Genomic DNA, 23,737 nt, shown 5'->3' on the forward strand with positions numbered 1-23,737 from the left:
AAAACCCGGATAACAGCGGTCCGGAAAACCAGGCCTCAGAAACTAACTGCTTTCTCTTATCTTTGTCCATTATTGACGCTATAACAGCATGAGTACTCCCAACATGAATAAACCAGTAATAGGCATCACCGTAGGTGACATCAACAGCATTGGCGCAGAAATTATCATAAAAACCTTTCTGGACAACAGGATGATGGAATTCTGTACGCCGGTTATCTTCGCGTCCAATAAAACCATCAACTTCTACCGGAAGCTGATGAATGAGAATAATTTCAACTATCAGTCCATAAAAGACTTTACCCGCCTTAATCATAAGCAGGTAAACGTATACAACTGCTGGGAGGAAGAAGTGCAGATTACCCCGGGCATCCTCAACGAAGCAGGTGGTAAGTACGCCGCCCGCGCCCTGGAAGTAGCCATCCAATGCCTGAAAGAAGGGCATATCGCCGGCCTGGTAACCGCTCCTATCCACAAAAACAACATCCAGAGCGAAAAATTCACCTATACCGGTCATACCCCCTACCTCAAAGACGCCTTCGATGCAAAAGAGGTACTGATGTTTATGACCGCCGATAACATGCGCGTAGGCCTGCTCACCGAGCACGTACCTATCGCCCAGGTAGCGCAGTTTGTTACAAAAGATAATATCCTTTCTAAGTTATATATGATGAGAGAGAGTCTGGTGAAGGACTTTGGCATCGACAAACCACGTATTGCCGTACTGGGACTTAATCCACATGCGGGCGATGAAGGCCTCATTGGTAAAGAAGAAATTGAGCAGATCGCTCCGGCCATCAAACAGGCGAAAAGTAATGGCATCATGGCCTTTGGCCCTTACAGTGCCGATGCATTCTTTGCCCGTGAAATGTACGCGAAATTTGATGGTGTACTGGCCATGTACCACGATCAGGGCCTGATTCCGTTCAAGTCCCTCGCCAGCGGTGAAGGTATTAACTATACCGCCGGCCTGCCTATCGTCAGAACTTCCCCTGACCACGGCACCGCCTTCGACATTGCAGGTAAAAACATGGCAGATCCAAGCTCTTTCCGCCAGGCGATTTTCACCTGTCTTGATGTGATTGAACAACGTGAACGCTATGCGGAAAATACGAAGAATCCGCTGAAAAAGACGGAACTGGCTTCTGAATAAAGTTAATCGCTATAAGTTAAAAAGGACCGTGCCGATGGCACGGTCCTTTTTAATTGCGTCCTGCCGAAGGCAGGACGCAATTAAAATCTTATTTGGATGCCTGCTGCAACAACTGCTTCGCATACCCTTCTCCCCAATTAGGATCCAGCTTACCGGCAGGTTTGAAAGCCGCATACTTCTGCAACGCTACTTCCAGCAGTGCCTTACCGCCTGTTTTGCTGCCACCAAAAGCCTCTGGTGTGAACAACAACGCCTGGCCCTGCAACAGGTATACCCTTGGATTTTCTGCATTCAGCTTCTTACCTTCTTCCAACGCCTGTGCCGAAACAGGACCATACTGCGCGGCGCGGTTCATCGGGTCTACCGTGAGTCGGGCAGTGGCAATCAGGGATTTTATACAGGAGATTTCAGAGCTGTTGCCTTCCAGTTGCTCTGCCTTGGTAATATCCACTTCTGCCTGGTCTGCCAGCGCATCTACCTTACTTTTATCCTGTTGCATTAACGCACTCATTACATTGCAATAAGCGGCATAATAGTAAGGTTGCCACTGACTTTTTTCTGCACCTGCAATACGTTCAAACAATCCGGCTTTTTGTACCAGCGCATCAGGTGTAAAAGTAGCGCTGCTGTCCAGCTCACCGATATTTTTGGTCATCGCCTGCTCATACTGGGCGCTCTGCGCCATGGTAGCCGAAGTAATACCGGCCATTACTACTAACGATAAAATGAAACGTTTCATATTAATTGATTTTTAGGGAGAGAATTAGAGATTGTTAATAACATCCTGACGCCTGTCAGTACCGAAGTTCATGAACATGCCCACGAAAATAAACCGGGGCACATTTGGCACGATCTCATTCCGGCGCAGCCCATCACTACTGTAGCGGTAGCCGAACACCTGTTGCTGGTTGAATACGTTCGTGACCTGCAACACCAGAATGGTGAAAGCTTTGCGAATTGATGTCAGGTAGCTCACGCTGGCGCCCACTGAATTATAATTGATCGTTTTGTCGGTCATAAACTTATCCGCCGGCTGATTGGGATTATAATACGGGCGACCGCTCGCAAAGCTGTAAGTAAGGCCAAAGTTGGTTTGAATCTTTGTAACAAAATATTTAGCTACTATACTGGCTGTATGATTGGCGGCAAAGTCAGGCTGTACCCGGTAAGGATAATTGAGGTAATCCCGCTTGGTATCCAGGTAAGAATAAGACACCCAATAGTCCATGTTCTTCACTGTTTTTCTATCTCTCCAAAACAACTCAATACCTTTTGCAAAGCCATCCCCGTTGTTATTATAGTCCGGTACTGTTTTTACGAGATTTTTATATTGTTTGTAGAAAACTTCTGTACGGAAAGTATAATAATTGCTGAGTAGCTGATAACTGGCAATGTAGTGGGTTGCTTTCATGTAATCCAACCCGCGATCAAAGCGCAGATACTGTGGCTCCGGCTTTTGATAATAGTCGCCGTAAGCAAGGGAAACCTGCCCATTGTATCCCACCTTGTATGCCAATGACGCCCGCGGTGCAAAGTTCACTTTACCCAGTACGGAAGAATATTCTGTACGGCCCCCAAATCTCCCTGCCAGAGCCGGAGTAAAATACACATCCGCTTCAGCAAAGCCGGCTGCGTAATTATCCACATAGTTCAGGCTATACTGGTTAAAGGCAGAGCGTTCCACCGCATACTGGTATTCCGCGCCCAGTCGCAATGCGGAGAAATTACCGAGGCCCTTGGTGAGCATCAATTTTGTTTGGGTAAGATCAGAACGTACGCCAATATTGGTTTCCGTCGGATTCTTAGGAATGGTGTCTGTTTTAATTTTATCTGTATTAGTGCTGAAAGACGCACCTGCATAAAGTTTCCAGCCGCTACCCAAATTTTCTTTATAAGTGAGGTTAGTGTAAATATTATGGTTCCTTACCTGGTAGGATTCCGTACTGCCGGGATATTCCAGGCTTTTGTAGTCAAATCCCATATTGCTCCGGTTGGCATAACCATAAAATTTAAGCATACCCGTTTTAGAAATCTTTCTCCTGAAATTTGCAGAGGTACCAATGATTTCAGGACCCAGATTCACTTCCTGTTTAGGCTTTATTACGTTGAAGTAAGGCGCCAGGTTGGTGTAATCTGCTTCTACGCCATAAGAGGTTTTCTTGTCCTTCGACAATGTTTCCAGCCCGCCACTGACACCGATTACAGATACACCTAATGAAGAAGATGAACGGGTGGGCAGGTCAGTGGACTCCAGGATTAACGCGGATGAAAGGCCTTGTCCGTACTGGGCGGAATACCCACCGCTGCTGAAAGTAGTGCCTTTAAACAGGAAAGGGGAAAACCTCCCTCTGCCGGGCATATCAGGCGCACCGCTGGAAAAAGGGTTTCTTACCAGCATACCGTCAATCACGGTTTGTGTTTCATAGCCGGTACCTCCTCTCACAAAGAGGCCTTCCCGATCATTGGTTTGCTGGGTACCAGGCAGTGTTTTAATCGCATTCACGATATCGGCACCGGCCCCCGCAGTGGTCACAATATCAAGCGGTTTTAAAACGGTATTCTTCTTTTCATCGCTGGCTTCAAAGCTGCCGGCAGCAATGGTCACCAGCTTCAGGTCGCGCGCTGCATTCTTGAGTACGATGTCCAGTTGTTGTGATGCAGCAGTATTTATTTTCATTTCCAGCGGCTGATAACCTGTCATAGTTGCTATCAGCGTTTGTTCGCCGGCAGGTGTTACCTGGAAGCTAAAGGTGCCATCTGCTTTTGTAACAGCACCATCGTATGAATCTTTTATAGAGATGTTAGCGCCGGCAACAGCGCGTTTTTTACCATCAGTAACTTTTCCGGAGATAGTCACCTGGGCGGAAACCCAGGCTGGCAGCAGTACAGCAATTATCAGAAATCGGTTGAACAGTGACATAATCGTAGGGGGATCATTTTGTTGAGTCAAAGGTATATCGACTCCAAAGCAGCACAAAAAAACGCCTTAGATATTCGGTCAATTTTCACCGAATATTTAAGGCGTTTTACCGATAACACTTTACCAGTAAAGGATTTAGCAAGAAACAATCCCTGGTATCTGTCCGTTTCAACCACCCTCCGCCGGTAAAAATCACCGGTGAAAATGGTTTGAATTGCTACCGTACGAGTTCTATCCAGCCTTTATACTCCCTTTCACCGTTGCCGGTATTCAGTTGGAGTATATAGAAATAAGTGCCTTCATTCAGGTTATGGCCATCCCATTCGTTATGGTAATTCTTGGACTGGTACACCTGGTTGCCCCAGCGGTTATAGATGATCAGCGTGGAGTTTGGATAGCGCTCAATACCTGGTATTTTGAAGTAATCATTTTTACCATCGCCGTTAGGAGAAATGATATTTGGCAGGAAGATATCATCGCCCGTAACCGGTATAGCCGCAGTAGTATCGTAGTTATTCGCCAGGTCGAGGTCAGGCAGCAGGCCACCCACCGCCGCGGCGTTCCTTACCGAACCTGTATTGGTGACGCGGGCCGTTAATGCCATAGTATGTGCATCATTTACCTGCATGGCACCGATGGACCATATGAGGATTCTGCTGGCAGCATCGTAAGTAACGCTACCTGTGCTCACCGTAGGTTGCCCTGCTAATTCCAGGTTAGGCTGCAGTGTGTCCCTTACCGTTACTAATCCGTCAGGTCTTGGTCCTGCGTTGGTGACTGCGATATTAAAGCTGACCCTGTCGCCCACATGCAGCGATGCTGCTCCCTGATAGGTTTTGGTGAGTTGCAGGTCTGTTTTTATCTGCTGTGTTACCACGGAATTGACTACCCTGCTGGAATTATTTTGTGGCACCGGATCTGTAACGCCGGCAGGCACTTCAATGAAGGCCTGATTGGTCACTACACCCACTCCAGTCAACTGACCTTTAATCACAATAATTACGCTGCTGCCTGCCGGGAATGTGCCTACAGTAGCCTTTAATAAATTGTTAGTTAAGTCAATGTTTACGTTTCCTGCCCCATTTTCAGCTAACGTTACATTACTGGTGATTCCTGAAATTCTTGCTGGTATTGCATCGGTTATCACAGCACCGTTTGCCGATGCCGGCCCGTTATTACGGGCTACCAGCGTATAGGTGATGAATGCCCCTTCTTCCAGTTCCAGGTCACCATATTTAAGGATTGACACATCGGCTACTCGCGTCACAGTGGTCACCACGGTATTCGAATTGACAATGGTACCACTCACGGCCGCCGTTCCTGTGTTGGAGATTTGCCCGCTGAAATCAGCCCTCACCTGCGCGGTGATGGTGAGCACGATAGCATTGGTATCTCCCGCAGGTAAATTAGCCAGCACATTCACAGGTGTATTAGTGCCAATGGCGATGCTGTTCAGCGTTGCTTTGCCAACGGCGGCAGCAGCCCAGTTGTAGCCGCTGAAATTATTGGAGGAGAGCACGTCCCCGATTGTGACTGCTGCACCATCAGACGGGCCGCTGTTGGTCACCCGCAATACATACTTAATACTATCGCCTGCATTGGCAGTAGCAGGCCCGGTTTTCACCACCTTCAGTGCAAAGCGCTTATTGATGGTGGTTACCACGGTATTGGAGCGGGCAGTGGTACCATCCGCTGCTGTTACCGCCGCTGTATTGCTCATGCTGGTAGCCGTTGCATTGGCCGGTATACGACCTGTAACGCGTATCTGTATTGAGTTAGCGGCACCTGCCGGTATTGATCCTTTCAGGGAGATGTTATTGCCGCTGCCGGAACTTGGTCCGGTAATAAACGCCGTTCCTACGCCGGAAGCGGACCAGGTCACATTCGTCAGTAATGCAGGCACAGTGTCGGTTATCACGGCTCCGTCGATGTTGGAAGTACCGAGGTTGCTAACAGATAGCTGGTAGCTCACGGCATCGCCTGCGTTCGCCGTTGCAGGGCCTGATTTGGCGATACCCGGAATGGCCTGTTTGGTAACCAGGGTGGTAACGGTCGACTGTTTGGTGCGTCCTTTTGAATCCCTGCCAGTAGCGGTATTTACGAGGGTACCGGTGAAGTTCGGATCAATGGTGCCCTGCACCACCACATGAACATGATTACTGTCACCTGCCGGCAATGTGCCGGTTACGTTTATATTATTACCGGTACCGGATGCCGGTGAAGTTAACACGGCGTTTCCGGAGGTAGTTACTGTCCAGGTTACGTTTTGGAGATTATTCACCACCACATCGGAAATAGTGGCGTTCAGCACATCACTTGGTCCATAGTTGGTGGCATCGATCAGGTAGGTGATGCGACTACCGCTGGCAGCCCTTGCCGGGCCTGATTTCGTTAGCTGCACATTTGCACTGTTCATCACGGCCGTTACTACATGGTCACGATCCAATATGGTGTTACCTTCTGCCACATGGCAAACATTGCTGATGCTGGCTGTATCCGCCGCATTCACAGTACCGGTAATAGTAACAGTGATATTGTTTTGCGTACCTACTGCCAGTGTACCCGTTACCGTTACATTGTTTCCACTGCCGCTGCTGCCACCGGTAATGGTTCCTCCTGTGGCCACTGCACTCCAGGAAACGTTCTGTATTTCCACAGGTACCAGGTCGGTGATGGAAAGGTTATTTAACGGAACCAATCCGGTGTTTTGCACAATCAGTGAATAAGTAATGCCCGCTCCCGCCGAAACCGTGTCAGGACCTGATTTTTGTATCGTCACCTTTGGCGCTGAAATCACATTGGTGGTTACCATGCTGCTATCCATGACACTGCCTGTCTGGACCTTGGCAGTATTGGTCAATGCACCGGAGAACGTTGGATCGATTGTACCTATTATGCTGATCAGGATGGCATTATTGCTGCCTGCCGGTATGCTGCCTGTGAAGGAGATATTACCTGTGCCGGACAATGAAGAGCCGCCGTTAATGGTGGCACTGCCCTGTACAGCAGCCTGCCAGCTGGCGCCCTGGATGGCGGCTGGTATAATGTCGCTTATCTGGATCGCCGGAGCATCAGATGGACCTGCATTGGTCACCACGATGCTATAGGAAGTTCTACCTCCTGCTTTTGCTTCCGGCGGACCAGCTTTTACAATGTGTACACCTGGAATGGAGCTCACCACTGTATTGATGGTATTGGAAGGCACATTTACGCCATTTACCACCCCTACCGCATGGTTACTGATAGTGCCCGTAAATGATGGCGCTACCCTGCCGGTAATGGTGAGCAATATGCTGTTGGCCGCGCCGGCAGGCATATTAGCCGTAAAATCAGGATTGCCTGTTTTGTTGATCACATTACCGCCCTGGATGGTGCTGAGGCCATTAGCGGTAGCACTCCATTTCACATCCTGCAGGGCTGTTGCTAAGGTATCCACTACCCTGATGCCGGTGCCGGCACTCGGACCGTTATTGACAACGGTAACGCTGTAAGTGATCAGCGAGCCGGCGGCGGCGCTGTCAGGGCCGGTTTTATGCAGATCCAGGCCCGCGAAATTGGTAACTGTAGTCACCACCGTATCCGTGAGCCGTGCCTGGTTTGGCAATTGGGCTTGTCCCACGTTGGTAATGGTACCGCTAAAGGTAGGGTCAATAGTACCGCGTACAGTCACCACCACCCTGCTGGTGGCGTTGGCCCTGATATTGGCGGTGAGCACCACGTTGCCCGGAATATTGGTCGTATTGCCACTGGTTATCTGGGCACTGTCCTCTGCGATGGCGGTCCATACGGGGTTCAGTATTTGCGGCGGTATCAGGTCACCGATCGTCACACCAATGGCATCCGCCGGACCGCGATTCGTAACGGTGATTACATAGTCCACCGGTGCACCTGCCTGTGCTTTTGCAGGGCCTGTTTTGGTGATGGCAATACCAGCCTGGGTAGTTACTACTGTGCGTACCTGGTTGCTGGCGTAATCGTTACCCCCTTGTGTGCTATGAGCTGTATTGAGGATAGTGCCGGTGAAGTCGGTTCGTATGGTACCATCAATGAAAATACGAGCAATACCTCCATCGGAAAGGTTGGCCTGCACATTCAGCAGGTTGCCGGTACCGGCAGCCCCACTGGTGATGGTACCGTTGATGGCGCGGGCCTGCCAGCTCACATTCGTCAGTGATGCGGCGATGGTATCCAGAATAGCAATACCGTTGGCGGTAGCCGGGCCCGGGTTGGACACCTGTACCACATAACTCACATGGCCACCGGACGAGGCGGCATCCGGGCCGGACTTCAGTATCTGTAAAGCCGTATTGGCGGATACCACCGTATTCACCACGGAGGTTACCGGCGACGGGCCGCTTACTCCCGGCGGCAGCGTTGCCACAGCCGTGTTGGTAATTACTCCCTGGAAGCCAGGATCTACCGTACCCCTAACGGTAATGAATACACTGCCCTGATTAGCAGGAATGGAGGCGTTGAGGGAAATATTACCGCTTCCTGAGGCAGTGCCTACGGTAGCACCATCCTGCCCTGTTGCCGTCCAGGTTGGGTTAAGGATGGCGTAGGAGATGGTATCTTCTATAAGGGCATTCACTACATCCGCCGCACCTGCGTTGGAAACGGTGATGGTGTAAGTGATCGGCAGGCCTGCCTGTAATGCGAGCGGACCTGTTTTATTGATCTTCAGGTTTACCGATTGGTCAATGTTGGTTACCACTGTAGATGACTGCGGCGGAGCAGTATTCAGCGTAGCCGTATTGATCACCGTTGCACCCGCTGTAGATAAAACAATCGCATCTACCGTAATAGTAATAGCACCGGATAAACTGCTGCCTACATTAACAGTAGCTGCAATATTGTTGCCTGTACCTGATGATGGCGTAATAGATGCATTGCCTACAGGCACTGCATTCCAGCCGATCACCTGCAATCCTGCAGGCACGTTATCCGTAAAGGCAATACCATTCAGGTCAGTAAGGCCATTGTTATCGATCGTCATTACATATTGAATCGTATCACCCACATGAGCACTGGCAGGCCCTGATTTGGAGATACCTCCACCCGGCACTGTATTGGTAACGGAGGTAACGGTACTGGTGTTATTGGTGAGGTTATCATCTGTTAATCCAGCAGGAGGCGTAACGATGGCGGTATTCGTGATGCTGGCCGCCACACCTGGCGTTACCACACCATTGATGGTAACAATCACCGCATTGCCTGCACCAGCGCCTATGTTTACTACCAAAGAACCATTCTGGCCAACAATAGACGGCGACGTAGCGCTGGCATTGCCGGTAGTGGTGGCAGTGGCACCCGTGATAGTAATACCCGCAGGCACCGCATCCGAAATTGTAGCACCCAATACATCGGAAGGCCCGTTGTTGGTCACTTTGAGGGTGTAAGCTACCTGCTGCCCCTCCCGGATCGTTGCCGGCCCCGATTTGGTGATAGCCAGGTCCGCATGCGGCGCTACTGCTGTTACAAATGTAGCGGCAGCCTGCGGCACGCCGGTAGCTATTGCTGAAGCGGTATTGATAATATTACCTGCCTGCACATCCGGCTTCACGGTAGCATGGATCACCACCTGGATACTGGCTGCGTCTGCCGGGAGGTCGCCTGTAAAGGATACATTACCGGTGCCGCTGGTGGCCGATACGGTAGCACCCGTGCCGGTAGGCGTTGCCGTCCACGTGGCATTGGTAAGGCCGGATGGAATTACATCATTAAACGTATATCCGTATACGTTACTAGGCCCTGCGTTAGTCAAGGTAAGCGTGTAAGTGATATTTTCACCAGCTGCTGCCTGGGAAGGTCCGCTCTTAGTCAGCGTCATATCTGCGCTGGAAGTAACGGTGGTATTTACCGTAGATGCGACTGGCAGCGTACCGGGAATGGTACCGACAGCAGTATTTATCAACGCACTTTGCTGATAAGCAGGGTCCAGTTGTCCGCTTATGGTAATACTGATTCTGTTGCCTGCCCCTGCTGCGATGCTGCCGGTAAGGTTGATATTACCCGTGCCGGAAGTGGCATCCACTGTAGCATTACCAGTGGTGGTAGCCGTCCATACAGGATTGAGAATTGCGGTGTTAATCGCATCTCCAATGCTCATAGTTGTTATATCAGATGGTCCGGCGTTGGTTACATTGATCGTATAAGTTACGGCATCACCCGGATGCAGCGAAGCCGGGCCTGTTTTTTTCAATTGCAGTCCGGGACTATATACCAGACTGGTGTTTGCCGTATCGGTAATTACTGACTGACCCGGAGCGCTTACGCTTGCTATATTTTGTAAGGCAGATGTCGTGGCATCCGGCTTAACAGTGCCACGAACAGTGACGTAGATAGCGTTGAGACCCACAGCAGCAATATTACCGGTAAGATTAATGTTATTGCCTGCACCGGAAGAAGCAGATGTTATCTGCGCATTACCTACCACGCGGCCAACCCAGGTAACGTTGATGATATCTGCCGGTACAATATCAGTGATAGTAATGCCTGTCGCATTGCTGGGGCCTGCGTTACGCACCAATATTGTGTAATTGATCTCATCACCAATATTGGCTTTTGTTTGTCCGATTTTCGTTACTGATAATCCGGGTTTAGTATAAACTATTGTCTGTGTTTCGTTTGATACAACAGGAGGTTTTCCGGTGATATTCACCACGGCGCTGTTCGCGATAGTACCAGTAAACGCCGGATCCACGGTAGCAGTGATATTAATCCGGATATAGTTATTGGCACCAGCCGCAATATTGCCTGTTACCAGCACATTATTACCACTGCCTCCACCGGTTACCACACTCGCATTTCCAGATGATACAGAGGTCCATGTTACGTTGCTAAGCGTAGCCGGCAAGGCATCTGTAATATTGAGGTTGGTAGCATCAGAAGGGCCGCTGTTGGTCACCAGCAGCGAGAAGTTGATCGTACCACCTGCGGCCACTGAATCAGGCGCCGTTTTCACAATTTTGATGTTTGGAGTATTCGTCACCGTAGTAACGACGGTATCGCTGTAGTTAATCGCATTGCCCGGCGTAGCGATGGCGCCGAAGTTGCGGAAGGTGCCTGTGAAATCAGGACGCACGGTACCTGCTACGTTTACAAATATATGGTTGCCCGTATTTCCGGGGATGTTGCCCGTGATCACCACATTATTACCACTCCCCGTCTGGCCGCTGGCGATAACCGCATCACCGGTAACACTGGCGGTCCAGGTTACGTTGGTGATTTCAGGTGGCACCACATCCTGCAGGAGGATATTATTTGCATTGGCGGTGGAGAGATTGGTGGCAATCAACGTATAGTTAATCACCCTGCCGGCGCTGATCGTATCCGGTCCAGTTTTCTGTAATACCAACGCAGGATCGTTCAGGATCAGGGTTTGAACGGTAGACTTCAGCGAATCAACGTGATCAATGGTTTCAGCTGCCACATTCAATACCGTACCTGCTGCGGAAGGATCGGCCATAGCGTCAACGATGATACGTACATAGCCCGTGGATGCAGGAATATTGGCGTAGGTAGCTACATTGTTACCGACACCTGTTGTATTGGTTATAATAGATGCGCCACCGCTCACAAAAGTTCTCCAGGTTACGTTGATCATTTCTGGTGGTACCAGGTCGGATATATCTACATTCTGCGCATCTGAAGGGCCCTGGTTGGTAACATCGATGGTGTATACGACCTTACCACCTGCTACTACGCGCTGCGGGCCCGACTTCTGAATCAGCAGTTGCGGGCGACTAACAATGGCCGTAGTTACCGTATCGCTCGGCACCGCGGTACCTCCGCCTGGGGTAGCGGTAGCTACATTTTGAATGGTGCCCTGGTAACCTGCGGCCGATTTACCAAAGATGAATACATCAATGAGGTTGCCGGCACCATGCGGGATGTTGGCAGTGATGTTCACGTTGTTTCCCGTACCTGTAGCGCCGCTGGTGATAGTGGCTGTACCGGCTGTTCCCGTGGTCCAGTAAACGTCCGTAAGTGCTGCCGGCACTACATCGCTGATCACCACCTGTTGTGCGTCAGAAAGGCCGTTATTGGTCAGGCGCAGCAGGTAATTCACGGACAGGCCGGCCGACACTGTATCAGGGCCACTCTTCACCACCTGCAGCTTAGGCTGGCTTAGCACCTCTGTGGTCACTACGTTGGATGGATACCTGTTGCCATTACCGGTAGTGGCCCCCGCCTGGTTAGTGATGGTGCCGCTAAATGCAGGGTCCACCAAAAGGTTCACTGTTACATGGATGGCATTACCATCTCCTGCCTTAATATTTCCAGTTACTTCCAGCACATTACCGGTAATGATTACATTGGTAACAGCCGCGCTACCGTCTGTTGACGTTTTCACGACGGCGTTGCTTAACATAGCAGGAAAAGTATCTTTCAATGTAATCAGCGATGCATCAGAAGGGCCCGGATTCAGGACGGTAAGGTTGTAGGTAAGGGTACCTCCGGCCGCTACCGTAGCAGGGCCACTTTTCACCACCTGTAATTGTGAATTGCTGTTTACGATCGTTTCAATCCTGCTGGAGGTAGTTTGATCGCCGTTCACCGTTGCGCTGCCCTGGTTGGTGATTACACCCACCACAGCTGGTTTGATGGTGGCTGTAATGGTGATGGTAACAATATTATTGGCACCTGCAGGGATATCTGCTGTAACATTGAGCGTATTGCCGGAACCGGTGGCGCCGGATTTAACAACAGCTGCGCCCACTGCTGTAGCCGTCCAGGATACATTGGTAAGAGACGATGGAAGGTCATCGGCAATCAATGCATTCACGGCATTGGAAGGTCCGCTGTTGGTAACCTTCAGCGTGTAGGTAATTATGGAGCCTGCATCAGCACTGGCCGGACCAGCCTTCACAATACTAAGTGCCGGCTCGTTTTCCACCATGGTAATATTATTCGCATTTTTCGTAGTACCGTCAGCGGTAGCATAGGCCGTATTGCTCAGAAGACCTGTCGCATTAGGATTTACGGTACCGTCAACTGTCAGGATAATCTGGTTGCCGCTGCCCGCAGGAATATTCACTGCGCTGCCGATTATATTTCCGGTACCGGAAGCCGGAGCACCGGTGGCTACGGCTGCCCCTCCGCTGCCAGTAATCCGCCACGATACGTTGGTGATGGCGGCAGGCACTGTATCTCTCAACAACACATTAGTAGCGTTAGAAGGGCCACTATTAGTAACCGTAACAGTATAACTGATAGGATCACCTGCTACCACGTGGCCGGAGGCCGGACCTGTTTTCAGTATGTTGATACCTGTTTTGCTGGTGATTACTGTATTTACCTGGTTGGATGAATCAGCGATACCACCAGGAGGTGTAACCGTAGCCAGGTTAGTAAGCGTACCGGTGGCATCAGCGGCTACTGTGCCGGATATCAGCACCGTAAGTGTATTATCTGTTCCCGCCGGAATATTGGCAGTAAAGTTCACATTGCCTGTGCCACTGGCTGGTGTAGCGGTGGCGGCGCCGGAAGGTGTAACCGTCCAGCTGGGCGAAGAAAGTTTCACCGGCAGTAAATCCTGTACCGCCGCATTTAGCAGGTCGGAAGGGCCATCGTTACTGATCACCAGCGTATAGCTCATTGGCTCACCGGCAGCTACGGAGGCCGGTCCGGACTTCTGTGTGGTTATATCCACGCGACTTTCCTGGTTATCAATATCAGTAGCCGTATTCCCACCCGGATTGATATTCGTATAGCCGTCAGGGATAGTAACCGTAGCTGTATTCACTAACTGGCCGGTATAGCCGGATGGGATCGACAGTGTGTACTTTATCGTCAGAGTAGTACCAGCCGGAATATCTACCTGCTGGTTGATGGCACCAAAGCCGGAAGAATTAACCAGCGAATTGGAATTAGAAGTAATGGTCCATAAACCCAGCGTAATGCCCGGTGGGAAAGGATCTGCAATAGTAGCACCTATCAGGTCGGAAGGGCCGTTATTGGTAACTGTGATGAGGTAAGTGTTAGGTACCCCCGGTGTGTATGTCAGTTTATTATCGGTTTTTGTGACCACTACTTCCACTGCCTTTGTCACCGGTGTAGTTACTGAGTCTTTTGGTTCATTATTGTATACGGAGCCTACCGGCGGATATACCGTGATGCGGTTAGTAATAGATGGCTGCTGATAGGTAGGCGCTACGGAGCCAGTAGCGGTGATAGTTACACTTTGGCCGGGTGCCAGCGTAACACCGGTCACGTTGCCACTTGCCTGGTCAAATGTTCCCTGCGAAATACTGGTGCTTTGCAGGATGAAACCTGTTGGCAGTGTATCCCTGACTGTAAATGTTTCATTGGGATATATCGTAGAAGGCCCGTTGTTGGTAACCACGGCGGTGTACGTGAGGGCACCACCAGCGGCCACTGTAGGCACGCTGGCGGATTTATCCACCGTCATGTTCAATACCGGCGGAAGAATACTGATATAGACATTTGCATTATCACAGGCGCCGTGTGAATCACAAACGCGGTAAACAAACATATCTGTTCCCTGGTAACCCGGTGCAGGCGTGTAGGTGAAAGTACCGTCCGCATTCAGCTGCACGGTACCATGTGCCGGTTGCTGTACCGGTGTAGTCGTTACCGTTAGCGGATCATTTTCCAGGTCATAATCGTTGGTTACCACGTTTCCGGAAACCGGTACATCTCTTACGGTAGCATAATAATCGTCCACTGCCACCGGCGGATTATTAGGTACCGTACCTGTAACGGTGGAAGTATTATTGCTCAAGTCCGGGTCTGGAATACCCGTGGCCGCACTCGCGGTAGCAGTGTTGGTAATAACGGTACCTCCGTTAGCGGAGGAATCTACAGTACCTCTAACGGTAACGACTATCTGATTTCCTGTTGCAAACGGAATGTTAGCCACCGCACTGATATTATTCCCGGTACCGGAAGTAGGGGTAATCAGCACATTAGTGCCTGTGGTGGCTGAATTCCAGCTTACATTGGTGAGTTGGGCCGGCACTGCATCGGTAATCGTAACGCCTGTAGCGGCCGCAGGACCCAGGTTTTCGATCAGCAACCGGTAAGTAACGGTAGTACCGGTTTGATAGTTGCCACTTACCAGGGTTTTAGTGATGCGCACATCTGCCTGTTGTAAATATTGTAACACCACAGTGTCTACTGAGCTGCCGCAGGCGCCGTTGTTGATCGTCCAGGTAAGTGTGGCGCTGCTATTAGGCTGTAGGGTTACGGTGGTATTGGGGTCTGTGGTATTGGAGATGTTGGCGCTGCCGGCGATCACGGCCCAGGTTCCGGTACCGGTGGCCGGGCTGTTAGCATTCATCACAAAAATGCCGCTGTTATATTTTGTTTGATCCGGACCCGCGTTGGCAGTATTGCCGCCAGTAACCACGGTGATGTTTACTGTATCCTGAGTGGAAGGGCAACTACCGCCTTGTATACGCCATACGAAGGAGTAAGTACCTGTTTGCAGGTTTTGTATGTCGGTGGTGGGGCTGCCGTTATTCAGGATATTGGCCTGACTTGGACCGGCAATCTGCTGCCAGTTACCATTTTCATTCTGGCCGGGGGTATTGGCCTGCATGGTGGTGGAGGTGGTGTTACAGAGCTGCTGATCCGGGCCGGCATTGGCGGTAGTGGTACCTGCGTTTACCCGGATGGTTACCTGCTGGGAGTTAGGCGGGCATACCGGTCCGTTGGAGGTGGTCCACACAAAAACGTAGGTGCCCTCGATGAGTCCTGATACGGTGGCATTGGGATTGGCAGGATCGTCGAAAGTGGCGTTGTTAGGGCCGGAGGACTGGCTCCAAACGCCGGTGCCGGCGGTAGGTCGCTCCGCCTGCAGCGTATAGGAAGTGCCGCAGATGGTGGCATCCCCGCCGGGGCGGGATGGTGTAGGTTGCTGCCAGTTAGTGATAAGGACGGTGTCGGATGCGTTGCCGCAACCGCCGTTGCTCACGGTCCATACAAAAGCGTAAGTGCCGTACTGTAAATTATTCACATTGGTATTGGGGAAGGTAGGATTATTGATGGTGGCGGTGGTGGGTCCATAGGCCTGCGTCCATACGCCGGTAACATTATTTCCCTGGAGGTTGGCACCGCTGTTTTCGCAGTTATTCTGGTCGGGGCCTGCATCAGCCGTAACGGCGTTCGCCACTAGTGTGGTGTCTCTCTTTATGTTATTACAACCGCCACCAGAGGGGGCTGCATTGCATTCCTCCTGCTCATTGCCTGGCACCTGGTTATTAGGGTTGGAGGCGTCTGTATCGAGGTCGGTACCGGATCGAATCACTGCTACTTCTACAATGCCCAGGTTAGCCGGTGCCGGCTGGGTTACCAGCACATTAAACACGAAAGTGGCCATCCCGTTAGGTGTGAGGGTGATAGAGTCGATATAAACGCTGTTTACCACGCTGCCGGTACCAAAGAAGCCACCTCCGGCCGTTATGTTTTTTCTTACCAGGGAGATGTTATTGACCGCGGTGGTAACGCCCACCTGTAGTTTGGCGTTTACAGCGGAGTCGGGGCCATTATTGCGGATACCTACCTGTATAGTATAGGCGTTGTTGACGCAGGCATTTGGGGGTGTTTCAATGAAAGTGACTTCCATGTCCATGTGCCGGCGGGTATCTATGATATCGGTGGCGGAGTTGTTGGCAGCATTATTATCATTAGGAGTCGTAACGGTAGCTGTATTGGTGATGGTATTAGGCGCATCGGAGGCTACTTTTACGGGGATGGTGATGTCCGGGTAGTTATCCCCACCGCCGCCAAGAACATCTGAACGGGTGGCGGTAATGGTGTTGCCGGTGGTGGTGATCGTCCATCCGTTACCGGTAGGTGTGCCGGGTATAAGTCCGGCTGGTAGTACATCCGTTACCGTTACCAGGTTGCCACCTACTTTAGAAGTGCCTAAGTTTCTGACGGTGAGGGTATACGTTCCCGTGAGACTCTTACGCAGATTGCCGGAATTTGTTTTGGTGATGGTCATGTCCGGATTTTGCGCCATGGTGGCCTGTCCGGAGGCTAAAAGAATAGTACAGAACAATAGAATAGTGTAACGCAGTACAAACTTACCCATAGATTGGATTTTTAGGGAGGCTGATGATGCTGGTAGGGGATCAAATAGGTCAGTTGATGTTTAACCATTTAGCAGGGGCTTGGGTTCAGTTTTCGTTGATTTTTTGGCATTTATGTTCCGGGGTGCTGGGTTCAGGAATACAAAAATTCTCGCTGCTGCAATGGGCACCGATGGTCCTGATGATCCTGAAACGCAAACTGCCTTTTGCACCTGGCCGGGTGGCAAAAGGCAGTAAAAGAAGAAAGGCTCTCCGGTATCCGGAGAGCCTTTCTTATATCATTCAATTCGCTTATGCGAATCTTGGTTTCAGTTCATTTGCGAGCGTAACCATTTTTTTGATACCATCTTCTGGCAGGTTACCTTTTTTGAACTCGAGCAGTACGTCTGGCAGGCGAACATCCATTTCGTTCAGGAATGCTTCTTCGAAAGCTTTTACCTGTTTAACTGGTACTTCACGCAGCAGGCCGTTGGTACCCAGGTAGATCATAGCAACTTGCTTTTCTACCGGATAAGGGCTGTACTGAGCTTGTTTCAGGATTTCCACGTTACGCTGACCTTTGTCGATTACGGCTTTGGTAGCAGCATCGAGGTCACCACCGAATTTGGAGAAGGCTTCCATCTCACGATATTGAGCCTGGTCCAGTTTCAGGGTACCGGATACTTTCTTCATGGATTTGATCTGCGCGTTACCACCTACGCGGGATACGGAGATACCTACGTTGATAGCAGGGCGGATACCGGCGTTGAACAGGTTACCTTCCAGGAAGATCTGACCATCGGTGATGGAGATTACGTTGGTAGGGATGTATGCGGATACGTCAGAAGCCTGTGTTTCGATGATTGGGAGCGCTGTCAGGGAACCACCACCTTTTACCAGGTGTTTGATAGATTCTGGCAGGTCGTTCATCTGGCGGGCGATTTCATCTTTGTTGATGATTTTCGCAGCACGCTCGAGCAGGCGGCTATGCAGGTAGAATACGTCACCTGGGTAAGCTTCACGACCTGGAGGGCGTTTCAGCAGCAGGGACACCTCACGGTAAGCTACGGCTTGTTTTGACAGATCATCGTAAACGATCAGTGCAGGGCGACCGCTATCACGGAAGAACTCACCGATAGCAGCACCAGCGAATGGCGCGTAGAACTGCAGTGGAGCAGGATCAGCGGCGTTAGCAGCTACGATGATGGTGTAAGCCATTGCGCCGGCTTCCTGTAAAGTTTTCATCACACCGGCAACGGTAGATGCTTTCTGACCTACAGCAACGTAGATGCAGTATACTGGTTTACCAGCTTCGTAGAATTCTTTCTGATTGATGATGGTATCGATACAGATCGCTGTTTTACCAGTCTGACGGTCACCGATTACCAGCTCACGCTGACCACGGCCGATAGGAATCATCGCGTCGATCGCTTTAACACCTGTCTGCATTGGTTCTTTTACTGGCTCACGGAACAGAACGCCTGGTGCTTTACGCTCCAGTGGCATTTCGTACAGTTCACCAGCGATAGGGCCTTTACCATCGATAGGCTGACCCAGTGTATTTACTACGCGACCAACCATACCTTCACCTACGTTGATAGATGCGATTTTTTTGGTACGACGTACTTTATCACCTTCTTTAATACCTGTTGACTCACCCATCAATACCACACCTACGTTGTCTTCCTCGAGGTTCAGTGCAATTGCCTGAACACCGTTACTGAACTCAACCAGCTCACCGTAACCTACGTTACCCAAACCGTAAATGCGGGCGATACCATCACCCACCTGCAATACTGTACCAACCTCTTCCAGGCTTGCATCAGCGTTGAAGTTGCTTAACTGCTGGCGTAATATCGCCGAAATTTCATCAGGTTTAATATCAACCATAATTATGCTTTTTAAAAAGAGTCGTTAGAGTAATTGATTGTAACGACAACAGCTTTGCGTGTACGCAGCGGCTGCTGTATTATTAACGTATCTCGGATACGTACATATTCTTAGTGAATTGTTGTCTGAGGCCATTCAGTTCATTCTGAATAGAGGCATCATACAACTGATCTCCGGCTTCGAGTACAAAACCACCGATGAGCTCAGGTTTTACCTTAGCTTCCAGCTGTACCTGTTGCGTACCGTCGGCTACACGCTGTTTGATCAGATCCAGCGTAGCTTGTTCCATAGGAACGGCGGTAGTGATTTTAACAGTAGCGATGTTTTTGATCACATTGTACTGTTGTCCAAATTCCGCGGCAATTTCAGGCAGGTTGCTTTCGCGGCCTTTATTTACCAGCAATTTGATGAACAGCTGTGTAGTTTGAGATACACGGCCATTCAGCACTGCGTCCAGGATTTTCTGTTTCGCATCCGCCTTAATGATCGGGCTTCTGAGTAACAGTACCAGGTCGCGGTTTGTTTTCATCACCTGTTGTAAAGACAGCATATCGTTATGCACTTCTTCGAGCTGATTCTTTTCCAGAACCAGGTCAATCAATGATTTTGCATACCGGGATGCTAAACGGGGATTCTGCATATCGCTTATAGCTTTTAGCCTTTCACCAGTTGTTTGGGCTGATGAACTGCCTTATTCTTAATTCAATTTGATTTCCTGTGCCAGTTGTTTTACGTAACCTTCCTGAGCAGATTTATCTGAGAGTTCTTTTCTCAGGATCTTCTCAGCTACTTCGATAGCGAGGTTACCCACCTGGTTTTTCACCTCCGTTAACGCAGCCATTTTCTGACTTTCGATAGCGGCATATGCTTCAGAGATGATCTTTTTAGCTTCTGCCTGCGCTTGCGCTTTAGCTTCGCCGATGATCTGATCTTTAGCGTCTTTAGCTTCTTTCAGGATTTTGCTTCTTTCTGCTTTAGCTTCAGCCAATACATGTTCATGCTCCGCTTTCATCTGCGCCATTTCTTCTTTCACTCTTTCTGCAGAAGCGATAGAATCAGCAATAGATCCTTCCCTTTCTTTCAACACAGCCAGGATTGGAGTCCAGGCAAATTTCTTCAGGATGAGGAATACAATAACGAAGATTACAAAGGAGATGATAAATAAGCCGACCGCTGGTATCAACAGATCCATATTACGAGGATTTAATTTTTTTTGTGTTTGTAAAGATTACTGCATCCATTGCCCTGTGCGCCGGATGCAGTAAAAAGTTTGGCTTACATAACTACCGCTAACAGACCAGCGATTACACCGAAGAGGGCAACACCCTCTACCAGCGCAGCTGCCAGGATCATGTTTGCACGGATGTCATTTGCAGCTTCTGGTTGACGAGCGATAGATTCCAGAGCGCTCTTACCGATGTTACCAACACCCATACCAGCCGCGATAGCAGCGATACCAGCGCCGATTGCACCACCAGCTTTAGCTAAACCTGAAGCAGACGCAGCAGCTTCGTTAGCAGCCTGCAATAAAACAGTCAAAAGTGCCATAATGAATATGTATTTGAATTAAAAATTAACAAAATTGAATTAGTGATGTGCACCATGTGCATCATCATGACCACCTTCCATCGCCTGACCAATAAATACAGAAGTCAGCGTAGCGAAGATGAACGCCTGGATAAACGCTACCAGCAATTCCAGCATCATCATTACGATGTTGAACAGGATAGTGATAGGCAGGAAGCCATAACCAGCCACAGCGCTGATGCCTCCAAATATAAATACCAGGGAGATAATGCTCAGAATGATAATGTGACCAGCCAGGATGTTGGCAAAAAGTCGGATAGCCAGTGACACAGGCTTGGTGAACACACCGATCAGCTCCACAGGCGCCAGGATGATTTTTACACCACCAGGTACAGGAGGATTCAGGATGTGACCCCAGTAATGCTTGTTGGAAGCAAACAGGATCGCGATGAAGGCAATGATCGCCAGCGCCGCAGTTACTGCAATGTTACCGGTTACGTTGGCAGAACCTGGTAACAGACCTAACAGATTGTTAATCAATATAAAGAAGAATACAGTCAGGATAAATGGCGTGTATTTGTCCGCCGCTTTACCAGGAATGTTAGGTTTCACTACCTCATCTCTCATGAAAATGATCACCGGCTCAATCAGCCCCTGGAAACCTTTAGGCGCTTTCTTGCTGCCACGGGTTTTGTAAGCTTTCGCCACATTCAGCATCATCCATACCAACAGGATAGCCGCAATGATCATGGAAGTGATATTCTTGGTAATAGAAAAATCGTAGATTTTTTCGCCGGTAGGATTGTCGTTCGCGTCCACTGCAATGATAGTTCCGGTAGCGAATTTCTCGCCCAGACCCTTCTCTTCCAGGTAATGCTTGGTAACCAGTCTGTAACCATCATGGGATTTATGACCATGCTCGAAAGCAGAAGACATAAAAGAAGAAGTTCCACGAACAGGATTGTAAATGATCACTGGTAACGGAATTGTTACAGGAGTGTGCTCATTGAGATCCATAATATGCCAATCGTGGGCATCCTTTACGTGACCCAGGATTACTTCCTTAGCATCGAAAGGTTTTTTAGCCTCCGGAGCACCAGCTTCATGATGCTCAGTGCCATGGCCACCTTCATTGTTTGCAGCTGCAAAAGAAGAATTACTAAAACCGTGAAGGCCTAAAACCATCACAAGTGCTACCATACTATGTTTGAACCGACTGAATGAAATCACAGCTTTCTGAAATTTTGCGCAAAGATAAACACTTTTATCTCAAAAATTCAGCGATGATGAAAAAAAAGGAAGGTATATTATAAGGTTGTTGATAATCACCCGGTTACAAGGGCATTGGGATCGATTTTTTTTTGGAATTTTTCCCGTTTTTTGACGGGTTGCATGAGTCGAAATTTATATTTATTTTTTCACCATATCTTATCCCGCCGCGGAAGCGTTGAATTGCATACTGTGCAGCTTGTAATAAAAGCCCTCCAGCTTCAATAACTCCTCGTGACTACCCATCTCCTTAATCTCTCCTTTGTCCAGCACAATGATCTTATCCGCCTTGCTGATCGTAGATAAACGATGGGCAATGATAATAGCGGTACGGTCCGCTATCAGTTTATCAATGGCATTTTGTATAAGTTGCTCTGATTCAGTATCTACGGAAGATGTAGCCTCGTCCAGGATCAAAATGGCCGGGTTATATAACAACGCCCGCACAAAGGAAATCAACTGACGCTGCCCCAACGATAACGTACTGCCCCGCTCCATCACCTGGTAATCGTACCCACCCGGTAACTGCATGATAAAGTCATGTATACCAATCAGTTTTGAGGCAGATATTACCTCCTCCCTGCTAATGGCCGCGTTATGTAAGGTAATATTGTCGTAAATAGACCCTGAGAACAGAAATACGTCCTGCAATACCACACCTATCCTGCTTCGCAATGCCTGTAAGGAATAACCCGCCAGGTCAATGCCATCTATCTTAATACTTCCCTTCTGCACCTCATACAACCGGTTAAGAATACTGATAATCGTGGTTTTACCGGAACCGGTATGGCCCACAATCGCTACGGTATCCCCGGGCTTCGCATCAAAAGTGATGTCCTTCAGCACATAACGGTCTTCCACATACGCAAATGACACATGGTCAAAGCTAATCGCTCCCTTCATGTCCCTGCCCTGCTCATGGCCCCTGTCTGGTATATAGTCCTGGTTATCTAAAATTTTGAACACACGCTCACTGGCCACCAGCCCCATCTGCAAGGTATTGAACTTATCCGCCAGCATCCGCAGCGGACGAAACAGCATATTCAGGTACATGATAAATGCAATCATCACCCCCTGCGTAACCTCGTAGTTCAGCACCTTATTGGAACCCCACCAAACCATCAAACCCAGCGAAATCGCCAGAATAATTTCCACCACCGGGAAAAATACAGAGTAGGCAAAAATCGCATGTATGTTCGCATCCCGGTGATCCTTGTTGATCTGGCGGAACCGAGCAAACTCACGCTTTTCCCCTGTAAATGCCTGCACTACCACCATACCCGTGATATGCTCCTGCACAAACGCATTCAGCGCGGATACGGCGTTGCGCACCTGGTAAAACGACTTATTCACACTCTCCTTGAAAATATAGGTAGCAATGATCAGAATCGGAAAGGGGGATAAACTTACCAGCGTTAAACGCCAGTCCTCTAAAAACATGACCGTCAGGATGGCTATGATCATCAGCAAATCAGCTACAATGCTGATAATACCTTCTGAAAACACATCGTTAATAGCCTCAATATCGTTGATAGTACGGGTAGTAAGCGTGCCTATCGGGGTTTTATCAAAAAATGCCAGGTTCAGGCGCACAATCTTTTTGTATACCGTCACCCGTAAGTCCTTTACCACCGACTGTCCCAGCCAGTTGGTCAGGTAAGAAAAGAAAAACCTTACTACCGTTTCCAACAGTAGTAAGGCTATCTGCAAAATTGTAACCCATACCAGCATTTGCAGCAGCTGGTTGGAAATATATTTGTCCACCGTCACCTGTATCAGATAGGGCCGCAGCGGCGAAATCACCGCCAGCACCACCGTCAGGAGCATGGATATGATAAATGAGCGCTTGTACGGCACAGCAAATGAGAAGATACGTCTTAGGAGACTGGAATCGAATACTTTCTTTACTGCGATATTTTCCACGTTCATTTAGCTATTAGT

At 49.4% G+C, this 23,737-nt stretch carries 10 protein-coding genes; 1 reads left to right on the top strand and 9 read right to left on the bottom strand.

Annotation, left to right across the window (positions count from 1 at the left end; genetic code table 11):
• Positions 1–88: 88 nt before the first annotated feature.
• Positions 89–1,150: a 4-hydroxythreonine-4-phosphate dehydrogenase PdxA gene (pdxA, locus tag BUB18_RS18660; RefSeq protein ID WP_083550272.1), complete on the top strand. Its 1,062-nt coding sequence runs from the start codon at positions 89–91 to the stop codon at positions 1,148–1,150.
• Positions 1,151–1,238: 88 nt separating this feature from the next.
• Here the strand turns inward: pdxA and BUB18_RS18665 are convergent, their stop codons facing one another.
• The 9 genes from BUB18_RS18665 to BUB18_RS18705 form a co-directional block, all read right to left on the bottom strand.
• Complete coding sequence (locus tag BUB18_RS18665; protein ID WP_073084038.1) at positions 1,239–1,889, bottom strand: hypothetical protein; 651 nt, start codon at positions 1,887–1,889, stop codon at positions 1,239–1,241.
• A 24-nt stretch (positions 1,890–1,913) separates the two neighbouring features.
• Positions 1,914–4,070 (bottom strand): TonB-dependent receptor, encoded by a 2,157-nt coding sequence (locus BUB18_RS18670; protein WP_073084040.1) that lies wholly within the window; start codon positions 4,068–4,070, stop codon positions 1,914–1,916.
• 217 nt (positions 4,071–4,287) lie between these two features.
• Entirely contained in the window at positions 4,288–17,133 is a 12,846-nt protein-coding gene (locus tag BUB18_RS29425) for a T9SS type B sorting domain-containing protein (protein ID WP_073084042.1), read from the bottom strand.
• A gap of 289 nt (positions 17,134–17,422) precedes the next feature.
• Positions 17,423–19,000 (bottom strand): F0F1 ATP synthase subunit alpha, encoded by a 1,578-nt coding sequence (atpA, locus tag BUB18_RS18680; RefSeq protein ID WP_073084043.1) that lies wholly within the window; start codon positions 18,998–19,000, stop codon positions 17,423–17,425.
• An 82-nt stretch (positions 19,001–19,082) separates the two neighbouring features.
• A complete protein-coding gene (gene atpH, locus BUB18_RS18685) occupies positions 19,083–19,640 on the bottom strand; it encodes an ATP synthase F1 subunit delta (RefSeq protein WP_073084045.1) in 558 nt (185 codons plus the stop codon).
• Between the two features lie 57 nt (positions 19,641–19,697).
• Positions 19,698–20,192, bottom strand: coding sequence for a F0F1 ATP synthase subunit B (atpF, locus tag BUB18_RS18690; RefSeq protein ID WP_073084046.1), 495 nt, complete (start codon positions 20,190–20,192; stop codon positions 19,698–19,700).
• An 83-nt stretch (positions 20,193–20,275) separates the two neighbouring features.
• Positions 20,276–20,548, bottom strand: coding sequence for an ATP synthase F0 subunit C (atpE, locus tag BUB18_RS18695; RefSeq protein ID WP_073084048.1), 273 nt, complete (start codon positions 20,546–20,548; stop codon positions 20,276–20,278).
• A 39-nt stretch (positions 20,549–20,587) separates the two neighbouring features.
• Entirely contained in the window at positions 20,588–21,727 is a 1,140-nt protein-coding gene (atpB, locus tag BUB18_RS18700; RefSeq protein ID WP_073084050.1) for a F0F1 ATP synthase subunit A, read from the bottom strand.
• 228 nt (positions 21,728–21,955) lie between these two features.
• A complete protein-coding gene (locus tag BUB18_RS18705) occupies positions 21,956–23,725 on the bottom strand; it encodes an ABC transporter ATP-binding protein (protein WP_073084052.1) in 1,770 nt (589 codons plus the stop codon).
• Positions 23,726–23,737: the final 12 nt, after the last annotated feature.

Source organism: Chitinophaga jiangningensis, from assembly GCF_900142605.1.
In the GTDB taxonomy this organism is placed as follows: Bacteria; Bacteroidota; Bacteroidia; order Chitinophagales; family Chitinophagaceae; genus Chitinophaga; species Chitinophaga jiangningensis.